Origin of the sequence: Leifsonia sp. AG29 (assembly GCF_009765225.1) — a bacterium.
In the GTDB taxonomy this organism is placed as follows: Bacteria; Actinomycetota; Actinomycetes; order Actinomycetales; family Microbacteriaceae; genus Leifsonia.
Window position 1 is genome coordinate 1 of sequence record NZ_VMSF01000001.1, and the last position, 25,945, is coordinate 25,945.

The 25,945-nt window shown below is 64.7% G+C and carries 28 protein-coding genes and 3 pseudogenes; 11 read left to right on the forward strand and 20 right to left on the reverse strand.

Annotated features, from left to right (window positions below):
• Both FPT20_RS00005 and FPT20_RS18195 read left to right on the forward strand, forming a co-directional pair.
• Nucleotides 1-226, forward strand: a pseudogene (locus FPT20_RS00005) (hypothetical protein); the annotation flags it as partial.
• Nucleotides 227-509: 283 nt separating this feature from the next.
• Nucleotides 510-695: a transposase gene (locus tag FPT20_RS18195; protein WP_158861648.1), complete on the forward strand. Its 186-nt coding sequence runs from the start codon at nucleotides 510-512 to the stop codon at nucleotides 693-695.
• A gap of 278 nt (nucleotides 696-973) precedes the next feature.
• On the opposite strand, the pseudogene FPT20_RS18200 reads toward FPT20_RS18195, so the two are convergent.
• Nucleotides 974-1,655, reverse strand: a pseudogene (locus FPT20_RS18200) (transposase); the annotation flags it as partial.
• Nucleotides 1,656-1,781: 126 nt separating this feature from the next.
• Entirely contained in the window at nucleotides 1,782-2,462 is a 681-nt protein-coding gene (locus FPT20_RS00025; protein WP_158861651.1) for a TetR/AcrR family transcriptional regulator, read from the reverse strand.
• Between the two features lie 98 nt (nucleotides 2,463-2,560).
• On the opposite strand from FPT20_RS00025, the gene FPT20_RS00030 reads away from it, so the two are divergent.
• Complete coding sequence (locus tag FPT20_RS00030; RefSeq protein WP_158861652.1) at nucleotides 2,561-3,406, forward strand: oxidoreductase; 846 nt, start codon at nucleotides 2,561-2,563, stop codon at nucleotides 3,404-3,406.
• A gap of 170 nt (nucleotides 3,407-3,576) precedes the next feature.
• Here the strand turns inward: FPT20_RS00030 and FPT20_RS00035 are convergent, their stop codons facing one another.
• From FPT20_RS00035 to FPT20_RS00045, 3 genes are all read right to left on the reverse strand, one after another.
• The gene (locus tag FPT20_RS00035) at nucleotides 3,577-4,050 is read right to left on the reverse strand and encodes a hypothetical protein (RefSeq protein WP_158861653.1); all 474 of its coding nucleotides are present in this window, start codon (nucleotides 4,048-4,050) and stop codon (nucleotides 3,577-3,579) included.
• Entirely contained in the window at nucleotides 4,032-4,184 is a 153-nt protein-coding gene (locus tag FPT20_RS00040) for a hypothetical protein (protein ID WP_158861654.1), read from the reverse strand. Before FPT20_RS00040 ends, FPT20_RS00035 begins: the two co-directional genes overlap by 19 nt.
• Before the next feature lie 311 nt (nucleotides 4,185-4,495).
• Entirely contained in the window at nucleotides 4,496-5,170 is a 675-nt protein-coding gene (locus FPT20_RS00045) for a TetR/AcrR family transcriptional regulator (protein ID WP_325064778.1), read from the reverse strand.
• 104 nt (nucleotides 5,171-5,274) lie between these two features.
• Between FPT20_RS00045 and FPT20_RS00050 the strand changes: the two genes are divergently transcribed.
• A complete protein-coding gene (locus FPT20_RS00050) occupies nucleotides 5,275-6,372 on the forward strand; it encodes an oxygenase MpaB family protein (RefSeq protein WP_199245609.1) in 1,098 nt (365 codons plus the stop codon).
• A gap of 196 nt (nucleotides 6,373-6,568) precedes the next feature.
• On the opposite strand, the gene FPT20_RS00055 is transcribed toward FPT20_RS00050, so the two are convergent.
• From FPT20_RS00055 to FPT20_RS00085, 7 genes are all read right to left on the reverse strand, one after another.
• Nucleotides 6,569-7,123, reverse strand: a complete 555-nt coding sequence (locus FPT20_RS00055) for a hypothetical protein (protein ID WP_158861656.1) — start codon at nucleotides 7,121-7,123, stop codon at nucleotides 6,569-6,571.
• A gap of 64 nt (nucleotides 7,124-7,187) precedes the next feature.
• Complete coding sequence (locus tag FPT20_RS00060) at nucleotides 7,188-7,817, reverse strand: GntR family transcriptional regulator (protein WP_158861657.1); 630 nt, start codon at nucleotides 7,815-7,817, stop codon at nucleotides 7,188-7,190.
• Between the two features lie 91 nt (nucleotides 7,818-7,908).
• A complete protein-coding gene (locus tag FPT20_RS00065; protein ID WP_158861658.1) occupies nucleotides 7,909-9,345 on the reverse strand; it encodes an aldehyde dehydrogenase family protein in 1,437 nt (478 codons plus the stop codon).
• A 13-nt stretch (nucleotides 9,346-9,358) separates the two neighbouring features.
• Nucleotides 9,359-10,444 (reverse strand): NAD(P)-dependent alcohol dehydrogenase, encoded by a 1,086-nt coding sequence (locus FPT20_RS00070; protein ID WP_158861659.1) that lies wholly within the window; start codon nucleotides 10,442-10,444, stop codon nucleotides 9,359-9,361.
• Entirely contained in the window at nucleotides 10,444-11,748 is a 1,305-nt protein-coding gene (locus FPT20_RS00075) for a cytochrome P450 (protein WP_158861660.1), read from the reverse strand. The genes FPT20_RS00070 and FPT20_RS00075 overlap by 1 nt, the downstream gene beginning before the upstream one ends.
• A gap of 238 nt (nucleotides 11,749-11,986) precedes the next feature.
• On the reverse strand, nucleotides 11,987-13,219 hold the full coding sequence (locus FPT20_RS00080) for an NAD(P)/FAD-dependent oxidoreductase (protein WP_158861661.1): 1,233 nt from the start codon (nucleotides 13,217-13,219) through the stop codon (nucleotides 11,987-11,989).
• A complete protein-coding gene (locus FPT20_RS00085) occupies nucleotides 13,219-13,425 on the reverse strand; it encodes a ferredoxin (protein ID WP_158861662.1) in 207 nt (68 codons plus the stop codon). The genes FPT20_RS00080 and FPT20_RS00085 overlap by 1 nt, the downstream gene beginning before the upstream one ends.
• Before the next feature lie 227 nt (nucleotides 13,426-13,652).
• On the opposite strand from FPT20_RS00085, the gene FPT20_RS00090 reads away from it, so the two are divergent.
• A complete protein-coding gene (locus FPT20_RS00090) occupies nucleotides 13,653-14,162 on the forward strand; it encodes an HtaA domain-containing protein (protein ID WP_158861663.1) in 510 nt (169 codons plus the stop codon).
• Nucleotides 14,163-15,077: 915 nt separating this feature from the next.
• Here FPT20_RS00090 and FPT20_RS00095 read toward each other — a convergent pair.
• Complete coding sequence (locus FPT20_RS00095; protein WP_158861664.1) at nucleotides 15,078-16,889, reverse strand: alpha-amylase family glycosyl hydrolase; 1,812 nt, start codon at nucleotides 16,887-16,889, stop codon at nucleotides 15,078-15,080.
• A gap of 257 nt (nucleotides 16,890-17,146) precedes the next feature.
• Here FPT20_RS00095 and FPT20_RS00100 point away from each other — a divergent pair, with 257 nt between their 5' ends.
• Nucleotides 17,147-17,416, forward strand: a complete 270-nt coding sequence (locus FPT20_RS00100; protein WP_158861665.1) for a hypothetical protein — start codon at nucleotides 17,147-17,149, stop codon at nucleotides 17,414-17,416.
• A gap of 231 nt (nucleotides 17,417-17,647) precedes the next feature.
• On the opposite strand, the pseudogene FPT20_RS17790 reads toward FPT20_RS00100, so the two are convergent.
• Nucleotides 17,648-17,979: pseudogene (locus FPT20_RS17790) on the reverse strand (helix-turn-helix domain-containing protein); the annotation flags it as partial.
• Between the two features lie 124 nt (nucleotides 17,980-18,103).
• Here FPT20_RS17790 and FPT20_RS00105 point away from each other — a divergent pair.
• Nucleotides 18,104-18,517, forward strand: a complete 414-nt coding sequence (locus FPT20_RS00105) for a nuclear transport factor 2 family protein (protein ID WP_158861666.1) — start codon at nucleotides 18,104-18,106, stop codon at nucleotides 18,515-18,517.
• Here the strand turns inward: FPT20_RS00105 and FPT20_RS00110 are convergent.
• Nucleotides 18,511-18,945 (reverse strand): tautomerase family protein, encoded by a 435-nt coding sequence (locus tag FPT20_RS00110; RefSeq protein ID WP_158861667.1) that lies wholly within the window; start codon nucleotides 18,943-18,945, stop codon nucleotides 18,511-18,513. The genes FPT20_RS00105 and FPT20_RS00110 overlap by 7 nt on opposite strands.
• Before the next feature lie 94 nt (nucleotides 18,946-19,039).
• Here FPT20_RS00110 and FPT20_RS00115 point away from each other — a divergent pair, with 94 nt between their 5' ends.
• Nucleotides 19,040-19,621 (forward strand): TetR/AcrR family transcriptional regulator, encoded by a 582-nt coding sequence (locus FPT20_RS00115; protein WP_158861668.1) that lies wholly within the window; start codon nucleotides 19,040-19,042, stop codon nucleotides 19,619-19,621.
• A 45-nt stretch (nucleotides 19,622-19,666) separates the two neighbouring features.
• Here FPT20_RS00115 and FPT20_RS00120 read toward each other — a convergent pair whose 3' ends face one another.
• On the reverse strand, nucleotides 19,667-20,248 hold the full coding sequence (locus tag FPT20_RS00120) for a TetR/AcrR family transcriptional regulator (RefSeq protein ID WP_158861669.1): 582 nt from the start codon (nucleotides 20,246-20,248) through the stop codon (nucleotides 19,667-19,669).
• Nucleotides 20,249-20,349: 101 nt separating this feature from the next.
• Here FPT20_RS00120 and FPT20_RS00125 point away from each other — a divergent pair, with 101 nt between their 5' ends.
• The gene (locus FPT20_RS00125) at nucleotides 20,350-21,108 is read left to right on the forward strand and encodes an SDR family NAD(P)-dependent oxidoreductase (RefSeq protein ID WP_158861670.1); all 759 of its coding nucleotides are present in this window, start codon (nucleotides 20,350-20,352) and stop codon (nucleotides 21,106-21,108) included.
• 458 nt (nucleotides 21,109-21,566) lie between these two features.
• Here FPT20_RS00125 and FPT20_RS00130 read toward each other — a convergent pair whose 3' ends face one another.
• A complete protein-coding gene (locus tag FPT20_RS00130; RefSeq protein ID WP_158861671.1) occupies nucleotides 21,567-22,343 on the reverse strand; it encodes an SDR family NAD(P)-dependent oxidoreductase in 777 nt (258 codons plus the stop codon).
• Between the two features lie 225 nt (nucleotides 22,344-22,568).
• On the opposite strand from FPT20_RS00130, the gene FPT20_RS00135 reads away from it, so the two are divergent.
• The gene (locus tag FPT20_RS00135) at nucleotides 22,569-23,006 is read left to right on the forward strand and encodes a TipAS antibiotic-recognition domain-containing protein (RefSeq protein ID WP_158861672.1); all 438 of its coding nucleotides are present in this window, start codon (nucleotides 22,569-22,571) and stop codon (nucleotides 23,004-23,006) included.
• A gap of 20 nt (nucleotides 23,007-23,026) precedes the next feature.
• Here the strand turns inward: FPT20_RS00135 and FPT20_RS00140 are convergent, their stop codons facing one another.
• Complete coding sequence (locus FPT20_RS00140) at nucleotides 23,027-23,962, reverse strand: NAD(P)-dependent oxidoreductase (RefSeq protein ID WP_158867667.1); 936 nt, start codon at nucleotides 23,960-23,962, stop codon at nucleotides 23,027-23,029.
• 110 nt (nucleotides 23,963-24,072) lie between these two features.
• Nucleotides 24,073-24,495, reverse strand: coding sequence for an Lrp/AsnC family transcriptional regulator (locus FPT20_RS00145; RefSeq protein WP_158861673.1), 423 nt, complete (start codon nucleotides 24,493-24,495; stop codon nucleotides 24,073-24,075).
• Between the two features lie 69 nt (nucleotides 24,496-24,564).
• On the opposite strand from FPT20_RS00145, the gene FPT20_RS00150 reads away from it, so the two are divergent.
• On the forward strand, nucleotides 24,565-25,215 hold the full coding sequence (locus FPT20_RS00150) for a LysE family transporter (protein ID WP_158861674.1): 651 nt from the start codon (nucleotides 24,565-24,567) through the stop codon (nucleotides 25,213-25,215).
• Nucleotides 25,216-25,254: 39 nt separating this feature from the next.
• Here FPT20_RS00150 and FPT20_RS00155 read toward each other — a convergent pair whose 3' ends face one another.
• Nucleotides 25,255-25,935 (reverse strand): TetR/AcrR family transcriptional regulator, encoded by a 681-nt coding sequence (locus FPT20_RS00155; protein WP_158861675.1) that lies wholly within the window; start codon nucleotides 25,933-25,935, stop codon nucleotides 25,255-25,257.
• Between the last annotated feature and the right edge of the window lie 10 nt (nucleotides 25,936-25,945).

Below are 25,945 nucleotides of genomic sequence, written 5' to 3' on the forward strand. Positions count from 1 at the left end.
TCAGCGCGAGCACGACGTGCTCGCCGCCCACGCCGTCTTCATGGACGCGTTCAACACCGACGTCCGCGGCGACCTCGCGGCCTACCGCGAGTCGCGCGGACTGCCTGCCGATCCGATGGCCGCCTACAAGGCGTCGGGCTACCAGGAGAAGATCGAGTCCGAGCGCGTGGGCGGGACCCAGGCCGGATGGGGGGGCGTGAGTCCAGTGGATCATTCTAGATGTTGATCTCCATCCTGGCGGGCAGCACGGATGGAGTGAAGGTAAGACCGCTAACCAATCATCGTCTTGCGGGTGCTCGCCAGCTGAGAATTGAGGAACCCGCAGACGTTGGAATTCGTCCCTGGACCACAGGCATGGGCAGTGGCTCGGGCGCTGATCAACGCGATCGTCCGCGAATACAGTCGCTTCACCCGCGAACTCACTTTCATCCTCAACGAGGTCGGAGCCTGACCCGGTTTCCCGGACACCTGATCTGGGGCGATGATCGTGTCGGGAAGGGGGTCTGCTGATGCCTGCTGCGAAGTCGCCGGAGTTTCGGCGTAGGGCGTTGGATTTGGTCGCGCAGGGTGAGCCGGTGGCGCAGGTTGCCCGCGGTCTCGGGATCAGCGAGTCCGGGTTGCGGCCATGGATGGCGCAGGACGACATCGACGCCGGCCGGGCGGAGGGGCCATCGCCGCCGACCCGCAAACGTTGATCGGCAGACTCGCAGCACTCACAGCTGAGACGGCAGCTGTGCCATTCGTCGCGCTCAACCGAGTTCCGAGCTTCGGAGGTCCGACTATCGGGGTGTTGACACCCGACACTGACGTCGCCGAGCTCTCATGATGTTCGATCGGCGGAGTCAGGGAGGCGGCGCGTCTTGCGTTCACGTCGTGGGACTAATCCGACTCTTACCGCTGCCGGCCGGAGCGTGTGCACTCTCGCACGCGACCATGACCGCCACCCTACGGTCCTTAGTTCGTCGCGAGTCAGCGCGGTATAGGCCGGCGCTGATCCTTGCCCATCTCCTCCGAGTAGTGACCGCGACGCGAACCGGAACGTGTTGCGGATCAGCTGGATGGTGCAGGTCTGAACCGTCGCCAACTGCCACGCCGTGTTGATCAACTCGGGCAGACCCTTCAGCCCGTCGCACACGACGATGCAGACGTCCTCGGCGCCACGGTTCTTGATCTCGGGGAGCACCCCGAGCCAGAACTTCGCCCCTCGCCGCCGTCACCGGCCCAGATCCCGAGGATGTCGCGCTCTTTGTTCACAACGACTCTGATCGCGAGATAGAACGGCTTGTTCCGCACCTGCCCGTCCCGCACCTTCACTTTCGAAGCGCGTCGATGAACACGATCGGACAGACCCGCTTCGGCTCGAACTACCCCTCCCTGTCCCGAGGCACCACGATCTCCACCGGGCCGACCCCAGTCAGCACGGTCTTCGATCTGCTGCCGTTGCGGATGTTCCCGCTCGCGGTCTGCTGATGCTTCGCGTGACCGAGCTGCTCGGTCGTCTCCGCCTCCAGCTCTACCTCCAGGACTCGCATGGCGAGCCCGTTCAACAGCTCACCAGGCCCAACGAGGTCAACGCCGTGCTCCTTCGCTTGCTTCAGCAACTGCTGCGCGAGCTGCTGCTCATTGGTGATCTCTCTCGTCACAGGATCGATCATCTCGGTCGTGTCCATCACGGCCTGTTCCTCTCGGTCAGGCGGCCGACCAAGAAACACCGACAATCAGACAGTCCCATGGCTTGCCGCGATCTACTTACCCGTGTTGACGGCATACCTCGACCTGGATCAGCTCAGCGAGACGGCGAGCAGTCCGCGGACTTGCGTGGCGAACATTTCTTCCAGCATGCTCGCGAAGTCGGTCCCGAATGCAGCGAGCGACGGGTCCTTCTGGTATACCGCGGCGACGGAAGGCGCCGGGTGCGCATGAACCCAGAGCGCGCCGGCGAGGACTACGAGTGAACCGGCGGCCGCCCGGGCGCCTGGCTCCCCGAGCTCCGGAAGTGCGCTCAGAATCGTCTCGGCCAGCCGTGCGAACAGGTCACTCACCACACGTTTGTGGTTCTCGGCCAGCGCGGTCGACACGTTCCGTTCCAGCACGGCCGCCTCCGCGCTGAGGAGCTCGCAGAGGACCGGATCCTCGTCGAGCGAGCGAGCTACGCGCTGCGCGAAACGATCCGCACGCTTGAGCGACGATCCCCTCGCCGACTCGGGCCGAGCCTGCAGCGAGGTCGCGAAGGCGTCTAGCCATCGCGCGGCCTCCCGCTCCAGCAGCGCGAGCAGCACGGTCTCGCGGGTCTCGAAGTAGCTGATGATGTGCGCCTTGGACCTGCCGGCCCGGCGAGCGAGTTCGGTGAGCGTCAGGTCGGACACCGAGAGCTCCGCGAGCATCGCGGCGGCCGTTTCGAGGATGTGACGCTGCCGCTCCTCTCGCTGGCCCTGGCTGCGGGCCCGCAGATACGTGGTCATCAGCGGCATTCTATACGCACGGGCGTTGACAAGCTACCGCCAGTCGCTTATTGTCTATTATGCGACCGACGGTCGCCTAAAGCGAGAGGACCGATCGAATGACCAGGAATGAAGGACGAGTCGCTATAGTTACCGGCGCCAGCGCTGGGATCGGCCGGGAGTCGGCGTTGGCGCTGGCTGGCTCCGGCTTTACCGTCTACGGAGCTGCCCGGCGTGCCCAGCGACTCTCCGAGCTTGCCGGCAGAGGCGTGCTTCCCCTCGCCCTCGACGTGACTGACGAGGTGTCATCGAGCGCCGCAGTGACTCGGGTGATTGCCGAGGCGGGGCGCGTCGACGTCCTAGTCAACAACGCGGGATACGGATCGTATGGCGCGCTCGAAGAGGTGCCGCTGACGGAGGCCCGCGCGCAACTCGACGTGAACGTCCTGGGTCTCGCCCGCATGGTGCAACTAGTGCTGCCCCACATGCGCGCGGCCGGGCGCGGGCGGATTATCAACATCAGCTCGATGGGTGGCCGCTTTGCTACCCCGCTCGGATCCTGGTACCACGCAAGCAAATACGCGGTCGAAGGCTTGAGCGACGCCCTCCGCCTCGAGACTGCCCGTTTCGGAATAGAAGCTGTGGTGGTCGAGCCCGGGTCGATCCGCACCGACTGGGGCGATATCGCCGCACGCAAGCTCCGCGAGACCTCGGGTTCGGGTGCGTACTCGGAGCAGGCCGAGGCCATGGCGACCACGCTGAGCCAAAGCTCCCGGCCCGACGCGGCGCGCACCTCCTCGCCTGCCGCCGTAGCAGCCACGGTGCTCCGCGCGGCGACCGTGCGTCGACCACGTACCCGCTATCGCGTGGGGTACGGCGCCGCACCGATGATCGCGCTCGCCTCTCTCCTTCCGGACCGCGCCTTCGACCGGCTCATCCTCGGGCTCTCCCGGGTTCCGTCGTAGCAACGCTGACCCTCCTTTCACGAGTGAGCGCCAGAAGCTGGCCGGGAGTAGCGGGCAGGGGCGACCAATCGGCAATAGGGCGGACTCACCGCACATACGGTCGCCGATGGCGAGCGAACGCTCCGCGGTGCAGCGCTCAGCGACCGGCGAAAACGGAAGATCAAGGGAATTCATGCCCTCGTGCCAAGACGTTGAAGAGCTACGTTCGGTAGTTGGAGAAGCGCCCGTCGATCGAGACGTTCTGCGCCGAGCGCGGGGTCTCCCGAGAGACGTTCTACGCGATCCGGAAACGGGCCGCGGAGGATGGCCACGCGGCGGCGCTGGGGCCGCGACCGAGGCGGGCGCGAAGCAGCCTCTCGCGGATCACCGGCGACGGTCAGACGCCGAGAATGCAGCAGGTCGCCTGGCGACATCAGATGAATCGCGGTGGAGCGCGGGGAGCAGGATCGTGACCACGATGGCGACGGTGAACCCGACGACGAGCGCGAGGCCGGTTGGCCGATCATCCGAGCCAGCCATCTCACGAGGCCGACCGAGAGCGCTGCCAGCGGCCCGAAGTCCGGGCCGACGACCATCGCGCCGACGATGAGGATGGGCTCGGCGAAGACCACGCCTTTGGCGGCGATCATGGTGGCGACGAACATCTCAAGCGCTTCGCCGCGTCCGAGCTTTCGCCCCCGATGTCAAAGGCCGAGATCGAGCCCTGGTGCTGCACTTCCAGTTGCTGAAGCCGGTCGAGGAGGTCGCTCATCCCTTCAAGGGCGACGTCCCAGAGCACCAGGCCGCCTGCCCGGTCGGGTAGCGGTATTCGGAATTTGGACGACGTCGGTCGTCGCAACATTGTATTCAAGGGTCTCGAGCACCAGGTCCACGAGGTGCCCCGGCGCGATGATCCGCACATGCTTCACAGGGCCAGTGTCACCGCAATCGAACCGCCCCGCGGGTGAACTTCGGCGTGTCGGTGAGCGGACAGGTACCATTTTGCGGCGGCCGTTTCGGGTAAAGAGACGTGCGCCCGAGGTTGGGCAGCTCTTCGTGCTGCGTCCAAGGTGACGTTGACGCCCGATGTGCTTGTTTTCGAGTGAAGATCTAATCGCGGGAGTTCTGCACCCCAGGCAGGGCGCCGTTGAGGACTTGGTCGACCAGTCGCGTGCAGTACTGTTCGGCCCCATCCGAATCGGCGTCAGGGGCCACCGTGAATCCGAGAATGGCACTGACGAATACCGCTCCGGTCACGGACTGTATCAAGACGTCCGGATCGCAATCAGCCGCCAGCTCGCCGCTCTGGATGGACTCCGTCACTAGTGCGCGGTTCTGAAAGTGGATGACGTTTCGAAGTCGATCGAGGTATTGGTCGAAGAGTCCGGGTTGCACGTATTGCTCGGCGTTGAGCCTCAGAATGAAAGCCCCCTGCTCCGAATGCACGAGTTGCAGGGTTCGCATGGCTATCTCGATGAGCTCCGCCCGGATGCCGCCGCCGGAAGAGTCTTCGGGGACCAGTTCGTGCGAGCTCAGGATATCGTCCATCAGCTCCGTCGTTGATGGCCATCTGCGGTAGATCGCAGGCTTTCCGACCGCTGATTCTCGCGCGATCGCCTCGAAGGTGAAGCCTGCCATGCCCGATCGAATGTACACGCGCTGTGCGGCGAGAAGGACCCGTGCGCGGATCCCCGGGTCACGCGGCCGCCCAGCGGGTCTGCGCGTCTGATCTTCCATCGCGAGGCCCCTCACTTTTCCCTCCACCCTAGTAGTCGACAACCGCATGTCGGCCCGGCACTGGACTGTCGTCGATGCTTGCGGCCGGGTCGAGGATCGCCTAGTCTCACGATACGTACGAAATTCGTACGTAATAGACGAAGGGGTCTGACATGAATGACGCGGTCGACGCTCCCAGCCGTAAGCCAGGGGTTCCGGTTCTCACTCACGATCTCCTGCTCGGGGATGCGGCGCGGTGGCGCCGTTTCGGTGAGGTGACGCCTGCGGGGGGATCCGAAAAAAGCGACGGGACACCGGATTACGGGCTCTTCGGCCCGGGTTCGATCATGTGGGAGGTTTTGCTGCATCCCGCCACGATCGTCTTCGAGACGGCGGCGCAAGCAGCAGCCCAGACGCTGTACATGCCGATCACCGCCGGCATCAGAGACGCAGACCCGATCTCTCGCAAAGCCCGGGCCGGTAGATTCACAATGTTCGACTTCTTCGAGCGCTTTCAACGCAACTCCGGGATGCACGCGCCGATGTGGCTCGGTGATACCACCACGGCGACGAATATGGCTATGCATCTGCATCGTATCCATGGCCACGTCAAAGGCCCCGTCATCGACCCTGAAGACCCATCGATCGGCGGATACGCGGCAGCCGAGCCAAGAGATGCAATGTGGGCTGCCATCACCGAATTGCACGGGACACTGTGCGCCTACGAGAAGCTCGCCTGGCACGGCGACGAGGCGCCTCAGCCATTGACCGCAGAACAACGAGACCAGTTCGTGCGCGAGATGGCATCGTACCTGCGGCTGGTCGGAGCGGAGGAAGCGGAGATTCCCTTGAGCATGGCTGAGTTGAATGCGCTCTACGGCAAATACTCGCCCTATTTCGGGCACCGAGAAAGCGTTCTCCGGGACCCCGAGACCGGAGTCTCCATGAATGTTCAGTTTGCGCAGGTGGCCCGGGAGAATTGGCATCCCTCGCATGCGCTCGCGACCGACGCTCTCAAAGAGGTCTATGAGCAATGGAATGACGTCATGCCGGCTATCCTTCCGGAACACCTGCAGCGCGCCGCCGGTCGTACGCAGGAGCAGATCGATTCTTCGGCTGACATCATCCGTCGCCGAGAGTCAGATATCCGCGAAATTCAAAGTCCCGAGAACGAAGCGCGGATCATGCGCTTGCTTTGGGGACCCGATGGCGTCGATCTGATCGAAAACGCCCGACGTCTTCACCGGAAGGCGACGAGCCAAGCTGCATAGGGGCGCCCCTGAGTTCTCCCTGAGACGCTGGCCAAACGCGGCGTTCGAGTGCGTGTTCGTACGTATGCAGTCGGGGCCGGACGCGGTGGAGCTCGCCGAGGCCGCATGCGCCTCGCGGAACCAGTCGCTCGCCGCGGGGCGGACTGAACCACGACCGGCCCGTTCACTTCCTGGGAGCCCGTAGCGGAGGTGCAGGTCAGACGAATGACGGCGCCATCGCCGACAGGAGCTTCATGGCGCGATCGACATCGGGCTCCGGATCGTCGACCCATACCTCGATCGCCGCCATCCCGCCGCCGGCGACGAAGGCGGCCAGGAACTCGATTGCCGAATTATCGTCGGGCCCCACACCGGCCGGAAGCGCCTCGGGATGACGGCGCAGATAGTCCTCGGTCCACAAGCGGAAAGAGTGAGCCAGAGTCAGACGCATCGACTGCATCAGTTCGACACGAAGCGGTCCGCGGTACACCGCCCCCCACTTCGCGATGTGGGTCAACGCCAGACGAGCCCGCAACGTGCGGACCTCGTCGTCGCTGTAGCGCCCCTCGATGTCGTCGAACTGGGACAGCAGTTCATCGCTCAGCGCCTCGGCGAGCAGCTGGATGGGCGCCGGGGCCAGACGGTAGTAGTCGTCGCGGGAGATTCCCGCCGCGCTCGCAATCGAGGAGACGTTGAGGGCCGTTTCGGGGCTCGTCATCACGAGCTCGAGAACCGCGGTCCGCAACCGCTCCACCGCTTCGTGGGTGTCCATGGGAAAAGTCTAGGGCGACTGGTCGACAGGCGTGCCGAAGGAGCCTGCAGGGTCCGACGCGCCCTCAGAGGGGAAGGGAGTCGAGAACATTCGCGAGACTGTTGCGGAGGTGCACGGCGGTCACCTGGGAAGCGAACATCTCGTCACCGCTGAGGATGGCCTCTACGATCTGGATGTGCTCTTCAATCGCGCGCTCCTCCCGATGCGGATTCGAACGCGCATGGAAGCGAACGCGGGCGATCTGCCCGCGGATATCCTCGAGTGCGGACTGCAGATAACGGCTCTGACAGGCCGCATCGATCGCCACATCGAGTTCGCTGGCGAGGAAGTAAGGCCGCCGCGGATCCGCGTCGCCCTCTGAGCTCGGCCCCCGGCGAAACTCCTCCAGCAGCTCGGCGAAGCGTTCGGGGGACCTCCGACGGGCGGCGAGACGAGCGGCCTGCGTCTCGAGGGCTTCGCGCAATTCGAACAGCTCGAGGACGTCCTTACGTGTCAGCGAGGTCACGATCGCCGTGCGCCCGGAGGTAGACACAAGCCCCTCGGCGGCGAGCCTGGCGAGTGCTTCCCGTACGGGGGTGCGGGAGACGCGGTATCGCTCCGCCGTCTCGATCTCGCCGAGCGTCGATCCCGGGGGAAGCACCCAGTCGATGATGTCCTGCCGCAGCCCCTCGTATGCCAGGTCGCTCGCCCTCACGGAACACATCCTAGAACGGGGTGGAACTCGAGGTGGATGCGCATGAGGACCGCTGCCCTGGCGGGTCAGCGGTCCTATCGCCGGAGGGGGATCAGACGGATGAGCGAGGAGGGGCGGCAATCACCTGGAGCTCCGTGAAGCTGTAGTAGCCCCACGGGCCGTTTTCCACACCGAGACCGCTCGACTTGTGTCCGCCGAACGGGAGATGGGGCAGAACCGCGCGGCCGTGCTGGTTGATCGCCACCTGACCCGCGTCGATCTGACCTGCCAGTGCCGCCGCGTGGTCGAGGTCTTGTGACCAGACTGACGCTGTCAGACCGTACTCGCTCGCGTTCGCGCGGCGGATCACGTCCTCCTCGTCCCTGAACGACAGCACCGGGAGGACCGGGCCGAACTGCTCCTCTGCGACAACACGGAAGTCGTCGGTGACGCCGTCCAGCACGGTGGGCCGGTAGAAGTAGCCGGGTCCGTTCAGGGCCTCCCCGCCGGCGACTACGCGCGCACCTCGGGCTCTGGCGTCGTCGACCAGACCCTTCACACGCTCGAACTGCGGGCGATTGTTGATCGGCCCCAACTCGACGTCCTCCTCGAAGCCGTCGCCGACGCGGACGCTTTTGGCCAGCTCGCCCAAGGCCGCTACGAGCTGCGGCTGGATCGACTCGTGGGCGTAGACGCGCTTGACCGCGAGGCAGATCTGGCCGTTGTTCGCGAACGCGCTCCAGAACAGACTGGAAGCGATCTGCTCGACATCGACGTCGGGGAGGATCACGGCAGGGTCGTTCCCGCCGAGCTCGAGGGTTACGCGCTTGAGGTCGGGAGCCGCAGCTGAGGCGACCTTGCGTCCCACCGCGGTTGAACCGGTGAAACTCACCTTGCGCGGGACAGCATGCGACACCATGGCCGAGCCGAGCGGCTCCAGGCCGGTGACGACGTTGAGCACGCCATCCGGAAGGATGCCGCGAAGCACTTCACCCAGAGCTAGCGTCGCCATCGGAGTGTAGGGCGACGGCTTGACGACCAGAGTATTGCCAGCCCGCAAGGCCGGCGCGATCTTCCACATCGCGAGAGTGATCGGGAAGTTCCATGGAGTGATAGCGCTGACTGCGCCGAGGGGCTTGCGGATCACCTCTTCGTAGGCTTCGGCGTCGTCGCGGATCACTTCGCGCGGGATCTCGAGATCGGCGAAGTAACGCAGCCAGTGCGCAGCAATGAGGAACTCGCCCCGTGCATCGGACAAGGGCTTCCCCTGCTCCGTCGTGAGGATAGGAGCGAGGTGGTCCGCCTCTGCTTCGATGACATCCGCCGCGCGACGCATGGCCTCGCGGCGGGCGTCGTCATCGCGCTTCCAGGTGTCGAACGCTGCCGCGGCGCCAGCGAACACTTCGTCGAGTTGCCCCGGAAGAACGGATGGGGCCCGTCCGAAGACTTCACCGGTGGCCGGGTTGATCACGTCGAACCCGTCGGCCGTAGCGAGTGCGTTGCCTTGGGAGGTCGCGGTCCAGACGCGTGCTGTGGTGTCGATGCTCATAGCCATGCCTCTTTCAGTTCATCAGCAGGACGGGCTTGACCGTCTTGCCTGAGATGGAATCCGCCTCCGCCTGGTTCACGGCGGCGAGGGGATAGGTGGTGATCAACTTCTCGAAGGGGAACCTTCCGGCGCGCCACTCCTCTATGAGGCGTGGCAGGAGGAGTTGGGGAATGGCGCCTCCTTCCAGAGCGAAGGTGACGGTCCGGCCGGTGAGCGCCGAGGGATGGATGTCGAGCCGGCCGGCGCCTGCGCCCACGAGGACCGCCTTGCCCGGTCTGCGCAGAACCGCGATCGCGGTGCCGATGAGGGCCGTCACCGACGTCGTCTCAAACGAGAAGTCGACGCCATCCGCACCGTTCCTGATAGCGGATGCCAGGTCTTCGGCGTCGCCCCGGATCGTGCGCGTCGCGCCCAGCTCCTCGGCCAGCGCGAGCCGGGATTCGTGGAGATCCACGACAACGATGTCGCGGGCGCCGGCGATCTTCGCCGCCATGACGGCGGCCAGTCCGACGGCGCCCGCTCCGAGCACCGCCAGGCTCTGCCCCGGCCGGAGCCTCATCGCGTTGAACACCGATCCGGCTCCGGTCTGCAGACCGCAACCGAGCGGTCCGACCACTTCGAGCGGAACATCGTCGGGAACGACGACGATGTTCCGCTCGGTCGCGATCGCGTACTCGGCGAATGACGACTGCCCGAACCACCGATTGGCGACGTCCGCGCCCGCCTGGTCGACCGCCGAGAGAGTGCCGTCCGCCCGGGCGCCCGTGACGTTGCGCACCTCGAACTGCACGCAATACGCCGGATTGCCTGCGAGGCATGATCGGCACCATCCACAAGCGTCGAAGCTCAGCGCGACATGGTCGCCGGGCTTCGTTTGCGTGACCGCATTCCCGACCGCTTCGACGACCCCGGACCCTTCGTGTCCGAGGATGATCGGCCGGAATCCCGCTGCAAGCGCGGGATTGCGCATTATGAGGTCGGTGTGGCACATCCCGCTGGCGACGACCCGGACCAGGACCTCGTCGGGCCGGAGTTCGCCGAGGTGGATCTCCTCGATCTCGAAGGGCCGGTCGGTCGCCCGAAGAACTGCGGCGCGCATCAGGCGGCAATCCGAACCGGAAGGCGCTTCACACCGTTTATGAAGTCGCTTCGCAGCAGTTCCGGCTCACCGACCTCCATGTCGGGGAGACGCGTGAGGATTTGCTTGAACAGCGCCCGCAGCTGAGCCTTTGCGACGCCGTTGCCGAGGCAGTAGTGCACTCCTCCGCCGCCGAAGCCGACGTGAGAGACCGGCCGACGACGGATGTCGAACCGGTGCGCGTCCGGCCACGAATCCTCATCACGGTTGCCCGAGCAATAGAACAGCAGCACCTTGTCACCGCGCTCGATGTGCTGGCCCCGGATCTCCACATCCTGGAGGGCGGTGCGGGCGAACTGGAGGACGGGCGACGCGTGCCGCACGAACTCTTCGATTGAGGCGGCGATCCGGCCGTCGAAATCCTCGATAAGCCACTGGCGCTGGTCCGGGTTGCGCCAGAGCGAGACGACCGTGCGCGTCGTCGTCTGCTTGGTCGTGTCGTTCCCGGCGACGCTCAGAAGCAGCATCATCGAGCCGATCTCCGCTTCGTTCAGCGGCCGTCCGTCGGGCTGGAAGTTGGCTAGTGCTGTCGCGATGTCGCTCGCCGGGTGCGTGCGTCGATGCTCGACGATGTCGACGCCGATCTGGGTCAGGATGCGGGTCTGCTCGAGGATGTACTCCTGGGGGTTCGCGAGCTCGGCCACGAATTCTGGATCCGCGGCACCGACGACGTTGTCTCCGGCGTGGGCGAACGTCTGGACGAGGCTCTCGGGCACACCGACGAGATCGGCCACCGTCAGCATGGGCAGCTTCGCGGAGACATCCCGGACGAAGTCGAACTCGCCTCCGCCGGCGACCGCGTCCACGATCTGCTCGGCGCGCTCGGTGATCTTCTCGGTCAGGCGAGCCACCGCCTTCGGGGTGAACGCGGCACTCATGATCTGGCGGTACCGCGTGTGGTCGGGCGGATCCATCGTGAGGAATGTGGGAGTCGTCTCGAATCGCGGATCGACCGCGTGGAACGAGATCCCGCCGTTCCGGGTGTCGGAGCTGAAGATGCCGTGGTTCTGGCTGGCGAACGAGATGTCCTCTTTCTTGGTGAGTGCCCAGAAGCCTGCGGGTTGGTATTCCTCGGCGACCTCGGGGGTGTTGCGGCGAGGGTGCCAGCTGACGGGGGCGGTCTTGCGAAGGCGCGCGAACGTTTCGTCTCGTACGTCAAACGGCTGGTCCCAGAACGTGTCTGAGCTGATGTCTTCGTCGGTCGTGATCGGGTGCTCGCGAGAGAATGGGCGCGATTCATTGGGGGTTATCAGGGTCACGGTCATGCTCCGGGTCGTTGTGGGTGACTACGAGCGCGTATGCGCTCCGTTGTGTGGGCGTTACAGTGTATTTGTATACAGAGACACTGCAGCGTGAGCGTACTCAGCTCTAGTTGGGTGTCAAGCAGGGATTTGTTTACCCTGCTCCTTTCGTTTCGTATACAGTTCGCTCCTGATGTCGCTGCAGGCCTGGGCGACGAGGCCCTGCGGCCGGGCTGTGTTTGGGGGCGTGGGGGTCGTCCGTTCAGGAGCTGGCGCCTACGGCGTGGGCGTGCCGCGTCTCTTCGATCAGAGAGAGTGCGTCCTCAACAGTGCCCCGTAGCTGGATGACACGGCGCAGCTTCATCACTTTCCGCTGCTCGTTGAGCGCGGCCGCACCGACGAGCCGGTCGCCGGTGCGGTACAGAGCGATGAATCGGTCGCGCTCCGGATCTCCCGACGCGAAGTTGACGCTCTCCGCGACGGCACTTCCCACGAACTGGATACGGCTGCCGTACCAGTCGCTCCAGAAGTAGGGCACCGTCTCGAAGGCAGCGCGCTTCTCTGGAGCGACGGCGTTGATCCCCGCGCGGGCGCCCTGATCGGCGGCACTGGTCCAGTTTTCCAAGCGCATGGTGGTGTCCATCAGTCGGTTCGGCCAATGGGCGACATCGCCCGCCGCATAAACGCCGGGGATCGACGACTCAAGATACTCGTCGCAGACGACGCCTCCGTCATCCGGGTTCAGTTCGATCCCGGATGACGCGAGCCACCCCGTGGCCGGCGCCGCCCCGATGCCGACCACCACCAGATCGGCGGGTATCCGCTCCCCGTCGGCGAGTACCACCTCGCGCACCCGGTCGACGCCCGCGATCTCGGTGATTCGGGCACTGCGGACGAGGCGTACGCCGTTGCGGTCGTGCAGGCTCGAAAGGGCGGCGCCTACCACCTCGCCGACTGCGCGTACCAGCGGGACCGGGGCGGCCTCGAGAATGGTCACCGTAGCGCCCTTTTCGTGGGCGGACGAGGCGATTTCGGAACCGATGAAGCCGGCGCCGATGATCACGACGTCGACCCCGTCGTGTAGCATCTCTCGAAGCTCGAGGGCATCGTCGAGGGTGCGGAGCGTGACCACTCCAGGAAGTTTCGGGACCCCCGGCAGTCTGCGCGGTGTCGCGCCGGTTGCCACGATCAACGTGTCGAACGGCACGCGTTCCCCCGTGGATAGCACGACCTCGCGAGCCTCCGCGTCGAGCCTGTCGACGCGCGTGGACAGCCGCAGCGTTATGCCCAGGTCCCGGAGCTCTTCCGCGGTCGCGTAGAAGTCCGGCTGTCCGTCTGCTGCAAGGTACGCCTTCGAGAGCGGGGGCCGGTCGTAGGGGAGGTGCGCCTCGTCTCCGATCAGCGCGATGTCGCCCTCGAAGCGCTCCCGACGAGCGGCCTGAGCGGCGCGAAGGCCGGCCAAAGAGGCGCCGACGATAACGAGCCCGCCGCTCATCAGGCCGCTGTCCCCGCTGCGTGCAGCCTGAGCGCTGCGGCCGGGCAGGAGCGCACGGCCTCTTCGGCGGCGGAGAGCTCGTCCTCGCTCACTTCCGCCTTCATGATGACGAGCGCGCCGTTGTCTCCGACTTCGAACCGCGCCGGGTCCAAAGACTCACAAATTCCGATGCCGGTGCACCGGCCGCGGTCGACGATGATCTCCATTGATTCCTCCGTTGAGGTTCTATCGGGTCGCTTCAGCGCGATCACCGAATTGTATACACACGCGCCCTGATTCTGCATAAAGAGGTCATCGGAATGACTTTCTGCATGCAATCGGCTTCGATGGGGCTTGATTGGGCAACGTTGCCATGGTTGTATACAAGAACCGCCCGCGGCGAGGCAGGCGAAGGAGTTGACGTGAAGGCACATGAGAGTCGGGGGCGGTGGCGATGACCGAACCCCAGCCACCCCTCCACGCCCTGGCTTGGGGGGTGAAGCACTCGTTTCTCGTCTACGTGGCGGCCGTCGGCGGGAACGTTGTCACCGATGGAGGCGCGGAGGCCAGCGCGGAGGAATTCCGGTTCCCGTTCGTCGGAGAGGGCGCGCCCGGTGAATACCGGTTCGCCGGCCGCATCCGGTTCAGGGCACACGACGGCTTGCTCGACGTGACCATCCGAGACCCGTGGGTGCGTAAAACTCCGGTGTCCACCCAGGTTTCGGTAAGTGACGGCTCGCAACGGTTCGTCGTCGCAGTCGGTCCAGCCTTTTCGGGGCAAGAGCTGAGTGCAGTGCCGCTGCAGCTCAGCGAGCGTGGAACGGGGCTGTTCCACAACACTTATCCTGCATTCACCGACATGGACTCGGTCCGATTCATCCGACCAAGCCATGATTCGCGGGGAGGCACCCACACCCGCTTCCCCCGCCCAAGCGTCATAGAGAAGGATGAAGTGCTGAGCTAAAAGGTGATCGGACTTCGCAGCTTCGTCGGGCGTCGTTTTCGTCGCGACGACCTATCGGGGTGCGAAAGCGGGTGCCCGCAGACTGCAGGAGGCCGTGGCACAGCGGCGGTTAGGACTCCTTCTCAGTAACGGGCACCCGCAGGTGAAGGCGGCACGGACCGAGGTGTGACCTCCAGAAGGGCCGAGTCACCGCGCGAGGGCCCACCGCCAGGCGCGTCCTGCAGTGCGCCGACAACGGCGCCGACCGCGCCGGAGAGGTCGCCGAGCTCGGCGACCGCGAGTCGCGGCCGGAGGGTGTGGGGACTTCAGGCGCCAGCGCCGGTGCTCTCGCGGATGCACACCCCCCGGTCGCCGCCGAGCTCGCAGCCCCCTGCTTATGGGCTCGTATGTCTGGATGCTGAGCCGATGGGAGATCGTGAGTAGACCGTCGTTCACTCCGATGCGGCGGAGCAGATGCGGCGCAGAGCGAGATCGTCGAGCGCGCGAACCTTTGAGCCGGTCGAGTAACCGCGTTGCGCTCATTCCGACGGCGTCGATCACGGTGATTTCGATACCGGCGTCAGAGGTGGCTGCTCGAGACAACACCAGGCTGTCAGCGGTCCTATGATCGCGGCCAGAAACAGTTACCGGAATATTGATGTTCCCTCATCCGTTAATCGGGAGGGCCCTCTCCGCGTGCTCTGCCCCTAGCTGCGGAACGACATTCGGTCCGCGACCGCGGCTGGGACCCCCGCATCCCCACCGCATAGACGAATGCAGCGGATGCGGCTTGCGGCCCCAGCGGCGAAATTGCTGATGGCGACGAAGAGGGCATCGGTGACCGCATAAGGTGCGGCAACCGTGTCAGTGTCTCCGTCACCAAGGGGCTGGCGTCGGGGAAAGGCGCCACGAAGCGCTCAGACGTCGTAGCCAGGATCAGCGGAGTGCCGATGGTCCCCAACGAGGTTCTTGGCCCCGTGTGGGCGGAAGCGGAACGACGGCAGCCGTCCAACCCTCGAGCAGCCCGCTTAGCCGCACAAGGCTGGCGGCAGATCCATCCACTGCGCTTGCCCGGACAACTGTCTTACCCAGCAGATCGGCAATGGTCCAATCGCCGGTGTCGGATGCTTCAACCTCACCTGCGAACAATGCAGGATCACCGCTCAAGTTCACCATGACCAGGGAACGGTGCTCTTTGTGCCGAGTTTCCACGGCATAGACATCGGCGTGGCCCACGTCGACGCTGCGCGCGACACCGCGTTGGAGCTCCGGCCGCTGAGCCTTGAGGTGCAGGGTGTCGCGCAGAGCGGCTTCGATTCCTTCTTCCCCGCCGGTGAACGTCATGTACGGGCCCGGTCTTAGAGCGAAGAGGTACATGAGTGCTCTCGTGCGCGGAACGTCATAGAGCTCGCGGAGCCACTTGTGGCCGGGTAACTCCCACCAGAAGGTGTCGTGCGAATCGATGTGGTGGGCGGTGAGCGCGCCACGCGGAAGGGCTGCGTCTCGCTCGTTCAACCAGGTTGCGCAGGTCTGCGCGGTGATGGCTTCTTGGTCATCGGGATCCCCTCCGTCGTAAAGAGCGCCGAAGAGCCACTGCTCGTCGTAGTTGTACGTCACATCCATGTCCTGCCGAAGGAGAACACCAGATGGCTCGGTGTAGAGCATGACCTCCGGTTTGATCCGCTTGAGCACGCGCCGCAGGTGCCGGAACATCGGCACACTCCCAAGCATGGACGTGCTCGCGTGGGCCCTGGCGCGGTAGGTCCAGTTGGCGAAGTAGTTAAAGGTCGGCGCATCGAAACGAAACCCATCGATGTCGAGATCGACGACGAGTCGCGTACACGCATCGATGAAGTATTTCTGCCACGCCGGATGCCCGTTATCGAAGGACTTGGTATACATGCCGATGATCATGCCGTCGCGGGACCGTCCGAACCATTCGGGATGCTCGGCCACGAGAGGGTGACGTTCCGCCGAGCCGCCGCTCCAATAGGGCTCGAAGTCGATGATATGGCGACTGTAGGCGACGTGATAATTGTCGCCGTCGCCCTTCCACAGAGGGGATGTGGCCTCGCCGATGCGCCTGTAGTAGGGGCCTCGTCGTACGGCGTCGGCTGCCCGGGTGACAGCCTCCTTGTCGACGACACCGTGGAGGAGGATGTCGAAGATCACCCGCATGCCCCGCTCATGGCATGTCTGGATAATCGCCCGGAGGACGTCGATCTGCCCCCAACTGGTGGAGACGTCCCGGTAGTCGAAGACGTTATACGAGGGGAAGGGGTGCTGCGGCATGATCTGGAGGGTGTTGAAGCCGAGGTCTTGAATGCGATCTAGGTCCTTCAGGAGGTCGTCCGCTGTGGAGTACGGCGAATAATGCCAGCCGCCAGCGAACGTGGAGAAGCCGATCTGGGCCTCGTAGATCCGAGCTCCCGCTACCCACCCCGGAGATGAGTCCGGCTTTCTGACGCCCACCTGTTCGAGCCACTCCGGGATCTCGTCCAGCGCGTCGTTCCAGGACGCGCGGAGGAGGTCAAGATGAATCGTCGTGCTCAGTGAGGTTCCGATCGCCGGTTCGCCCGCGAGGTCGGTTTGGAAGTGTACGAGTAGACCGTCTTCTTGGCCGAAGATTGTCACGTCGCCGATCTCCTCTTCAGGAAACGGCCACACAACCGCGAGCAACCGCTCGTCGCCCGGCCGTTCGAGTCCGATGATGCCGGATGACCCCTTGAGTCCCCCGGGCGGCGACACTGGCGCGGCTCGCGTCAGGGCCGCGATCGGGAGGTCTGGGCGAACCCGATTGCCCGGCGCGTGGACCTTCCAGTGGTGAGGGTCCAGGCCTCTCGCCCGGATCCGGAAGTGAACGTTTCGCAGAACTCGGTCGGCGCTCTCCGTGGGACCGAATTCAGCGCGAAGGCTGATCCGAGGAGAGGTGGCTCGGAAGAATAAACCCATGTGACCTGCCAATCATCGAGGGTGGCCGCCACGCGGTATTCACGCGAATCAAGATGAAGCACCTCGAGAGCTTCCTGGTCGATGCGCTCAGGCTGTGTCAATCGGCGGGTTTGCGTGTAATCGAGACCGCCCACCGGCGGATGTGTTTCCGTCCCGGCGAGAACCAGTTCCGCGTGAAACTGGAAATCCAGTCGGCGCTCACCGTCCGCGAGAGTCACGAGCAGGCCCGTCTCCTGGTCCAGCTCAAGCGTGAGGCGGCTGATTCACTGGTCAGGGCTATCCGTCTGCCGCCGTCGTGCGTTTGGGGGTGTGCAAAGTCATGAATCTCCTCTCGTCTCCAATTCATACTGGGCTGACTGGTATTACCGCAACTAGGATGACGGTATAGATCCGGGCGGCTCCGAGTGTGAACCCGGGCTGGACCAATAGCCCAATTGCCGAAGGAGACGCGAGTGCGTCACGCCGCTGCATCGCAGACCGCGTCGTGGGACTCTGCAGTTATGGGCATCCGCGGTTCCGGCTGCTGGTACGGGACGCCCTCGCGGCGCAACATCCGGCGCCAGCTGCAGGCGCAGTACCCGCGGGACCGTGGAATGGTGCAAGACGAGGTGGTGCGCGATCGGATGCGGACCCCACCGGCGGGTGAAGCGTAACGCGACGATCCGCTGCTCGATGCGCCGACTCAACCGCGACGGCGACGTTGATGGGCAGCAGCTGCGATCAGTCACCGGCACCCTCGCCCGGTAGCGGTCAGCCCAAGCTCCGCTGTTGCCGGCGAGCATTGGAACCGCTCCGCGGCGCGCCGCCTCGGCCAGCCACGATCCACCACGAGGACGGCAAGATGACGACACTCCTCCGGCGTCAGCGGTGGGTTAGCGTGAGTCACGGAGACCTCTGTGCGACGAGTGGTGTGTGGTGCCCCGCATCGCCCCGGAGGCCTTCGCCTAAGTCACGCGTTCACAACGTCCCCGCGAATTATGTCCAGGGCTCGGTGTAGTCTCCTGACTTCGATGGAGCTTGAGAGGGGCATCGGAGTGACAGCGGGGGAAGAGTGGGTTCAGCGTTACCTGATTGCCTGGCGTTCGAACGACCCGAACGATATTCGAGCCTTGTTCACAGAGGATGCGGTGTACGAGTACGAGCCTTCCGCCGAGCCTTTGCGTGGCCGAGAAGCGATCGTCCGAAGCTGGGTGGACCATCCAGATCAGCCCGGGATCTGGTCCTTCGAATGGAAGATCTTTCTCGAGAGACCCGGTCTCGCGATTGTCAGGGGGTGCACCGACTATGTGGGCAGGAAGCTCTTCGACAACCTTTGGATCGTTCAGCTTGCAGAAGATGGGCGGGCCACGCGCTTCACGGAGTGGTTCATGGAGCGTCCGCTTCTCGAAGCACCGGAGTCGGATGCTCAGCGGCGAGATCAGTAGGGCGTATCGGGGCTGATTCTGCTGGATGCGAGTCGGATGTCGGCGCGCGAAAGCGCCCTGCCGCTAATGCCCCAGCCGCCGTCGGGGCTCTCGGTGAGGAGTACCCAGGTCCGTTGAGCGAGCGATTCGTCGCCGGCGACGGCTGACACGATCGCTGTTAGGTCGCGGACCACTCCGATTTGCTGATCTCGGTCGAGGGCGCCTTCGGGTGTGAGCACGTCGACGCGCACGACGTCGTGTTCGCCCGAGGCGGTCGCCACCGATTCCCAGGGGAGTTCATGGATGAAGCCCGCGACGTTCTCTCTGAAGGCCGGGTGATCAGGAGCGCCCTCGTTGCGCAGCAGAGCCTTTGTCAGCTCTGAAATCAGAGTGGACTTCTGCTCCGCATTGAAGCGTCCTTCGACGGTGGTAACGGCGACCATGGGCATGGCCTGCTCCCTTCATCCGTGTTCTATGACGACTGTCATAGGCGTGAACTGCACTGTAGAGTATGATGATCGTCATAGTCAAGGAGGTGTTCGCATGGCCGGCTCGGACGGCAGCACCAGCCGCGCGCGGATGATCGCCAGCACCGCCAAGCTCGTCGCGCGGCAGGGACTCGCAGGCACGGGCTTCGCCCGGGTGATCCAAGAGAGCGGCGCGCCACGAGGTTCGATCTATCACCACTTCCCCGGTGGCAAAGCAGAGCTGGCCGAAGAGGCTGTGCGCTTCGTCGGACAGAGAACGGAGGCGACGATCCGTTCGCTGCCCGCAGAGTCGGCAGCGGATACGATGGCTGATTTCGTGGACCTCTGGCGGTCGGTGGTCCTGCGCGGTGACGGGTCGGGATGTGCTGTGGCCGGCTCCGTGCTCGACGTCGACAGTGCGGACGAGCGCTCGGCCGCGCTTCTGGATGTCGCTCACGACATCTTCTCCTCGTGGTCGGCCGCTCTCGCTGAACGATTCGCGTCGGCTGGGCTCTCGGAGGAAGCTGCCGCCGCTCTGGCCACATCTGCGCTGGCTTCAATGGAGGGAGCGCTCATCCTGAGTCGTGCGGCGGGAGGACCCGGACCGCTCGAGGTCGTCGGCGATCAGTTGGCCGTGCTGGCTCGCGCAGCCTCGTGACATGGACGCGCCGCTCTTGACCTGGTTCGGAGCGACTTATGAGCGCTAGTCGAGCACGCTCAAGGCGGAGTCGACCGCGCCCATCAGGGCGCCGCGGTCGGGCTGGATCATCCCGGATACGCGCAATCCGTGGATGATGGTGACGAAGAACTGTGCCAGTGCCCGGGGGTCTCGGTCCGGTTCAAGGTCCCCCTGGACTTGCGCGGCGACGAGCGCATCATAAACGGCGTCTTCGATCGCTCGAACCGTCTCGCGCACGCGTCCCGCGGCTCCAGTATCGACCGGCAATCGCTCGATCGCGGCGCTCACGATGAGGCAACCGCGGCTGCCGTCGGCTTCGATCGCGAAATCGACGAGTTCGAGCAGGGTCGAACGGAGAAGTGAGCGAAGCGATACTCCGGAGCGGAGGGCCTCGATAAGCGGCTCTGACAGATCCCGGCGGTAACGGTCAAGTGCTGTGAGGTAGAGATTCTCTTTGCTCCCGAATGCTGCGTACAACGAGCCGCGCTGCACCCCGGTTGCCTCGACGATGTCCTGAATCGACGTGGCTTCGAATCCGCGACACCAGAACAGATTCATCGCGGCATACACGGCGGCGTCCGTGTCGAACTCGCGGGTTCGTGCCATGTGACCTCCCGGCTTAATCTTCAGTTTATCTTGACCGATTGTTCCAGTTATGGGTAGCGTTGTCAGCTATCTTGAATGATCGATCCAGAAAGGGTGTTGTCGTGGGGCGCTTCACGGACAAGGTGATCCTCATCACCGGAGGAAACAGTGGAATGGGCAAGGCGGTAGCGCGTCGGATCGCTGCCGAAGGGGGCGCTGTCGTCGTCGGCGCGAGGCGCCAACGCCAAGGAGAGGAGACGGTAGCCGACATCCGTTCGGCGGGTGGAACGGCGTTGTTCGTCCCGACGGATGTCACGGTCGAGTCCCAGGTCGCGAGTCTTGTGGAGACCGCGGTGCGAGAGTTCGGTCGACTTGACGGAGCCTTCAACAACGCTGGCGGAGGTCGGGTTTTCGGTCCGGTGCAAAATATCGACGCGGACGACTGGGCATCCGACGTGGCGGTCAACCTCACCAGCGTGTTCTATGCGCTCAAGTACGAGATTCCCGCTGTCCAGGCGAGCGGAGGCGGAAGCTTGCTGAACAACGCCAGCAACCTCGGCGTCGTCGGCATGCCGACCGCGTCTCCCTACGTCGCGGCAAAGCATGGTGTGGTGGGCCTCACCCGCTCGGCGGCACTCGAGCTCGCCCAATCGGGCGTCCGGGTGAATGCGATGGTCAGTGGGGGTGTGGATACGCCCCTGTTCCGCAGCTCGATGGGCGCAACCGCCGAAGGAGCCGCCTATATCGCTTCGCTGCACCCCGTCAATCGAGTGGCGACTCCTGAAGAGATTGCCGGCTTCGCCGCGTATCTGCTTTCCGATGAGACGACATTCATCACCGGCGCGGCGCTGGCCATCGACGGGGGGTGGACCGCGCAGTGACCAAAAGCGTCACCGGCGGAATCTTCATCCTTGGAACCGGCGGGCGGACGCTCACTGTCCTGTCGGGACGAACTAGGCGCCGCCGCCGACGTGCCTGAGGGGGCTCTCAGGGGATTCCTCTCTCCGGGTGGCGGATGAGAGCTGCGACGACAGGACCGCACCGGGAACCGCGCGGCCCCAGTGCGCGGCACCGGATCGCGCGATTGCCAGCTGTGACCACGGTGGTGGTGACATCCACCATCACGTGTATGGCCTTGGATGCGTGGTTCGGAGCTCGCGCGGGGCAGCCCTGGCCGCCGTGCCTTGGCCGTCGTGCTTCTCGTCGCGGGCGCGCCCCGTGGGGGCTTTGCTGCTTCGCGTCAGCTTGGTCGTCGCCGTCTGCTATCGCCACGCTGGTCGCGCTAGTGGACGTCAGCACGGTAGTGACGTGTGACGGGTTGCTCGAACCTCGACATCGGTCAATGGTGTTGGATCATGAATCCCCCGTCGACGAAGAGGGCGGTACCCGTGATGAAGGAGGCCAGCGGGGACATGAGCCAGGCAACCGCGTTCGCGACATCCGTGGTCTTCGCCATGCGGCCGAGCGGATGCAGGCTCACCGCGAGAGCCTCGAGAGCTTCGGGATTCTCCGAACCCTCCATCGCTTGGTGGGTGAAGCCTCCATCGACCCATCCCGGGCAGACGGCGTTGACCCGTATTCCATACGGGGCTAGCTCGCCCGCGGTTCCGATGGTGAAGCTCAGGACGGCGCCCTTCGTTGACGTGTAGGCGGCGCCGTCTGCGGAACCGATGAAGGCCGAGACGGATGAGAGGTTGACTATCGAGCCTCGACCCGCAGCGCGGAAGTACGGGGACACCGCGCGGGTCGTGCGGAAGGTGCCCGAGACGTTGACGTCGAAAATCTCATCCCAGGCTTCATCGGTCATCGCCGCGAGTTCACCGGTGCGCAGGACGCCGGCTGCATTCACGAGCCCAGTGAGCGAGCCGAACTGCTTGTAGGCGCTCTCGATCGCCTCCTCCACAGAACTTGTGGAACGGACGTCCGCGCTGAGCGCGGTTCCGCGGCCGCCTTCAGCCTGGATTGCCTTGACGACCTCTTCGGCGGCCGCGATATCGCGATCGGCGACCACGACGCGAGCGCCAGCGACCGCGAGCTCGAGCGCAATCGCTCGGCCGATGTCGCCGGCTCCTCCGCTGACCACGACAACGTCGTCAGATAGATCTATCGTCTTCACTTCAGTCCCTTCAATCGGATCGCTCGATGGTTTGGTCTCGCCGAATCGGCCTGTATCGGCCTTTCAGCGACATTCTTATCGGACTTACTGGTCATACCACAATCCCTCGACTGGGTTACCGTTGCTGCGGCCGCGGATGCCGCCATACGCGAACGACTTGACGTTGACGCTACGGGAAGGAATAGCGTCCCGCTCATGAACAGCAGACGTCAGATGCGGTCGCCCATGTCGGACGATGACAAGCGTGAGATGTGGGGCGATTTCGCGGATCGAGAGGACGAGCTTCTCGATGAGGTCGAGGCCCGGTGGGGTGAAACCAACGCCTACCAGGAGTCGGCGAGGAAGGTGTCGCGGTACACGAAGCAAGACTGGGCGCAGATCAATGCCGGCAACACCGCGATCGAGGCCCGGATCCGCGAGCTCATGGATGCCGGGGCCGATCCGACCTCAGAAGAGGCGATCGACGTCGCCGAAGCGCAGCGCGTGCACATCAGCCGCTGGTTCTATGCGATGGATCACGAGTTCCATGTCCAGAAGAGTCAGCTGTACGTCGACGACGATCGGTTCAGGGATGGGATCGAGCGGAACACTCGCCCCGGTGCCGCCGAGTGGCTGCAGGCAGCCATCATCGCAAACGCTCGTCGTGCTCGGCTCGGCCGGTAGGTCGTCTCCCGTCTTCGCCGTCACCGGGGTTGCCGGTTGATGAGGTCCCGACCTGTCTCGAGCCGATCGATATTCGCTTGAACGAGTTCGCTTGCGCGGACCGGCCGATTCCCGGCGACATGCGGCGAGATGACGAGATTCGGCGTTTGCCAGAGAGGCGAATCGGGGGCGATCGGCTCCACCTTCGCGACGTCGATTGCCGCTGCGCGCAGCTGGCCCGTCGACAGCGCATCCGCCAAAGCGACCTCGTCGACGGTCGCACCGCGTCCCACGTTGACGAAGATCGCTCCTCGTTTCAGAGTCGAGAATAGCCGACGGTCGAAGAGGTCTGTTGTGGCGGGGGTGGCAGGGACCAATGAAACGAGCACGTCCGCCTCGGGCAGCACGTTCTCGGCGGCATCTTGCGCAATCACCCTCGTCTCGTTGCGGTAGCCCGCTGTACGCCCCACCCCGATGACCTCGGCGCCGAGCGCTGTGAGCAATGGCTCGAGCGTGGCCGCGATGGAACCGAAACCCCACAGCAAAACCTTCGCGCCCGCCAATGTGTAGAGTGCGCGTGTATCTGCAGCGCTCTGTGCGGCAACGAAATCGGAATCCCATTCCCCGTTCCGCTGGGCGTCACGCAGTCGGTCGAGTCGCCGAACACACGTCAATATGAGCGCCAGGGTGTGCTCTGCCACCGGACCGTCATGAAGCGATCGACCGGAGCAGATCAGGACGTTGGACCCGAAGCCGGCCGCCATCACGGCGTCGGGCCCCGAGGCCAGTGTTTGCACGAGCCGCAGGCGGTTCATTGCGCGCGCCGCGTGCTCGAGCTGCCATTGCGGATTCTGCCAGACGACGAGAACCTCCGCGTCCAGAGCGGCTCCGGAAAGCGGCTGCGTCACGTCGTAGACGATGATGTCATGGCGGCCAGTCACAGACAGTTCGATCGTGTCGGGCAAGAGAATCTTCATCACTGGGCCTCCTAGGTCGAGTCGCACGGGCCTCCCGCCCCACTGCAGTATCGTCTTACCGGACCGCCTGGTCTGACCATAATCCTTCCCAGCGGTGCACGGGTGCCGGCCTAGTCCGAGCGCAGCGCGATGCGCGTCTGGCTTTGGGCGACGCCGCAGTCCCGTTTAAGGCGTCGGAGGAGCAGGTCGAGGTTGCGAGTGTTCGGTGTGTGCGCCCTGAGGAGATAGTCGTACGGGCCCGTGACGTGAATCGTCTCGACGATCTCGGGGATCTTCTTGACCGCCTGTGTGAACTCGCGGTAATCGGTTGCTGGGGCGAGGCGCACATCGATGAACACTTCGATGCCATCCCGTGGGGCGGCGACCGCTCCGGTCATCAGCGTGTAACCGAGGATGATCCCCGTCTCCTCCAAGCGCCGGACTCGGGAGGCCGTGGCGTTCACGCTGAGGCCGACCAGGTGCCCGAGCTGAGTGAATGAGCAGCGAGCATTCGTACGTAACAGGGCGAGAATCTTGTCGTCGATGCTGTCCACGTGTGAAGAATATCGCTTCCACCGCTGAATCTTCCGTCTCCTTCCCGATGCCATAGGACGCTGTCCACTGTGCTGAACGACATCTGGATCTCCCTGGTCGCTGGCGTCGCCGCGGGGCTGGGTGTGGCGATGCCCGTCGGAGCTGTGGGGACGCTCATCCTGCGAACAGGGGTCGTCGACGGTTTCCGGGTCGCCGCGTCAGCGGCGTGGGGCGTTGCAACGACCGATGTGCTGTATTGCGCGATCTCGACGACGGCGGGCGTCGCGTTGGCGCACGTCGTCCAGGAGTTCCGCGCGCCTTTCTTGGTGTGTTCCGGTCTGGTGGTCGTCGTTGTCGGCTTTGGTCAGCTTTTGAGCAATCGGCGAACTCGTCCGTTGGGGACGGTCGATGTGAAGCCGGGCTCGTCCGCGGCGACGTACGTCCGGTTCCTGGCCCTTACGGCGGTCAACCCGTTGACTGTGGTGTACTTCGTGGCCCTGAGTGGCGCGGTGACGCGCCCGGGAGCATCGTGGTTGTCGGCGGCGGTCTTCGTCTTGGCGGTGGGTGTGACGTCGCTTGCATGGCAGTTGCTCCTGGCGGCAGCCGGTTCTCTGCTCGGCGGGATCGGAGGTGTAAGGGCCTCGCGCGCAATCGGGGCGATCGCCTCGCTTCTGATACTGGCGTTCGGCGCGGCGATACTCTTCGAAGGCATAGCGGCCGCGGGCACTCCCTCCGGATGAGGGCCCGAGATCGTTTCAGCTCAGGGTTGAAGTGCGCGGCTACGGGACGACGGAGGGTGCGATTGGGTTGCCTGGAGCCTCTGGTCCGAGCAAAGTCGCCACGAACCGCCGCAGTTCCGTCTCGAAATCTATGCACGCAGACGCGAGTTGACGATCCGCTCCCAGGGCAGCGGCAACGTCCGGGCTCGGGTTTGCGATCTGCCAGATCGCGCCCGCGAACAGCGTCACGACCGAGGCGAGGTAGCTGCCTTGTGCGGGGGAGGGCGCGCCCCCGATCGTACTGAGGCTGTGCCCGACGCGGTCGATGGCTTCCATCGCATCCCTCTTGTAGCGCAGGACTTCTGCGGGTGATGCTTCGTGCTCGAGGGACAATGGCATGTTCGCGATCAGATCGCAGAGCAGTGGCCGCTTGATCAGGGGCTCGACCAGAAGGTCAATGGGATCGCGCTGACAGCAGGCGTCATCCGCCCAGGCGCGCCACTCCTGCGACGCGACGACGAGCAGGACAGACTCCTTGTTGGTGAAGTAGCGAAGTACACCTGACTTGTGGATCCTGGCTCGCTCACCGATCTGCGTGAGGGTCACCCGCCGCGTCGTGTGCTGCTCCGCCAGAGCGCGCGCCGCGGCGACGAGGTCGTCACGGCGCGCGCTCTTCTGCTCGGGATTCCGCGCGCGTTGGTACGAGCGTGCGGGTGAACCGGCTCCGGAGGGGTCAGGCATATCGGAATCG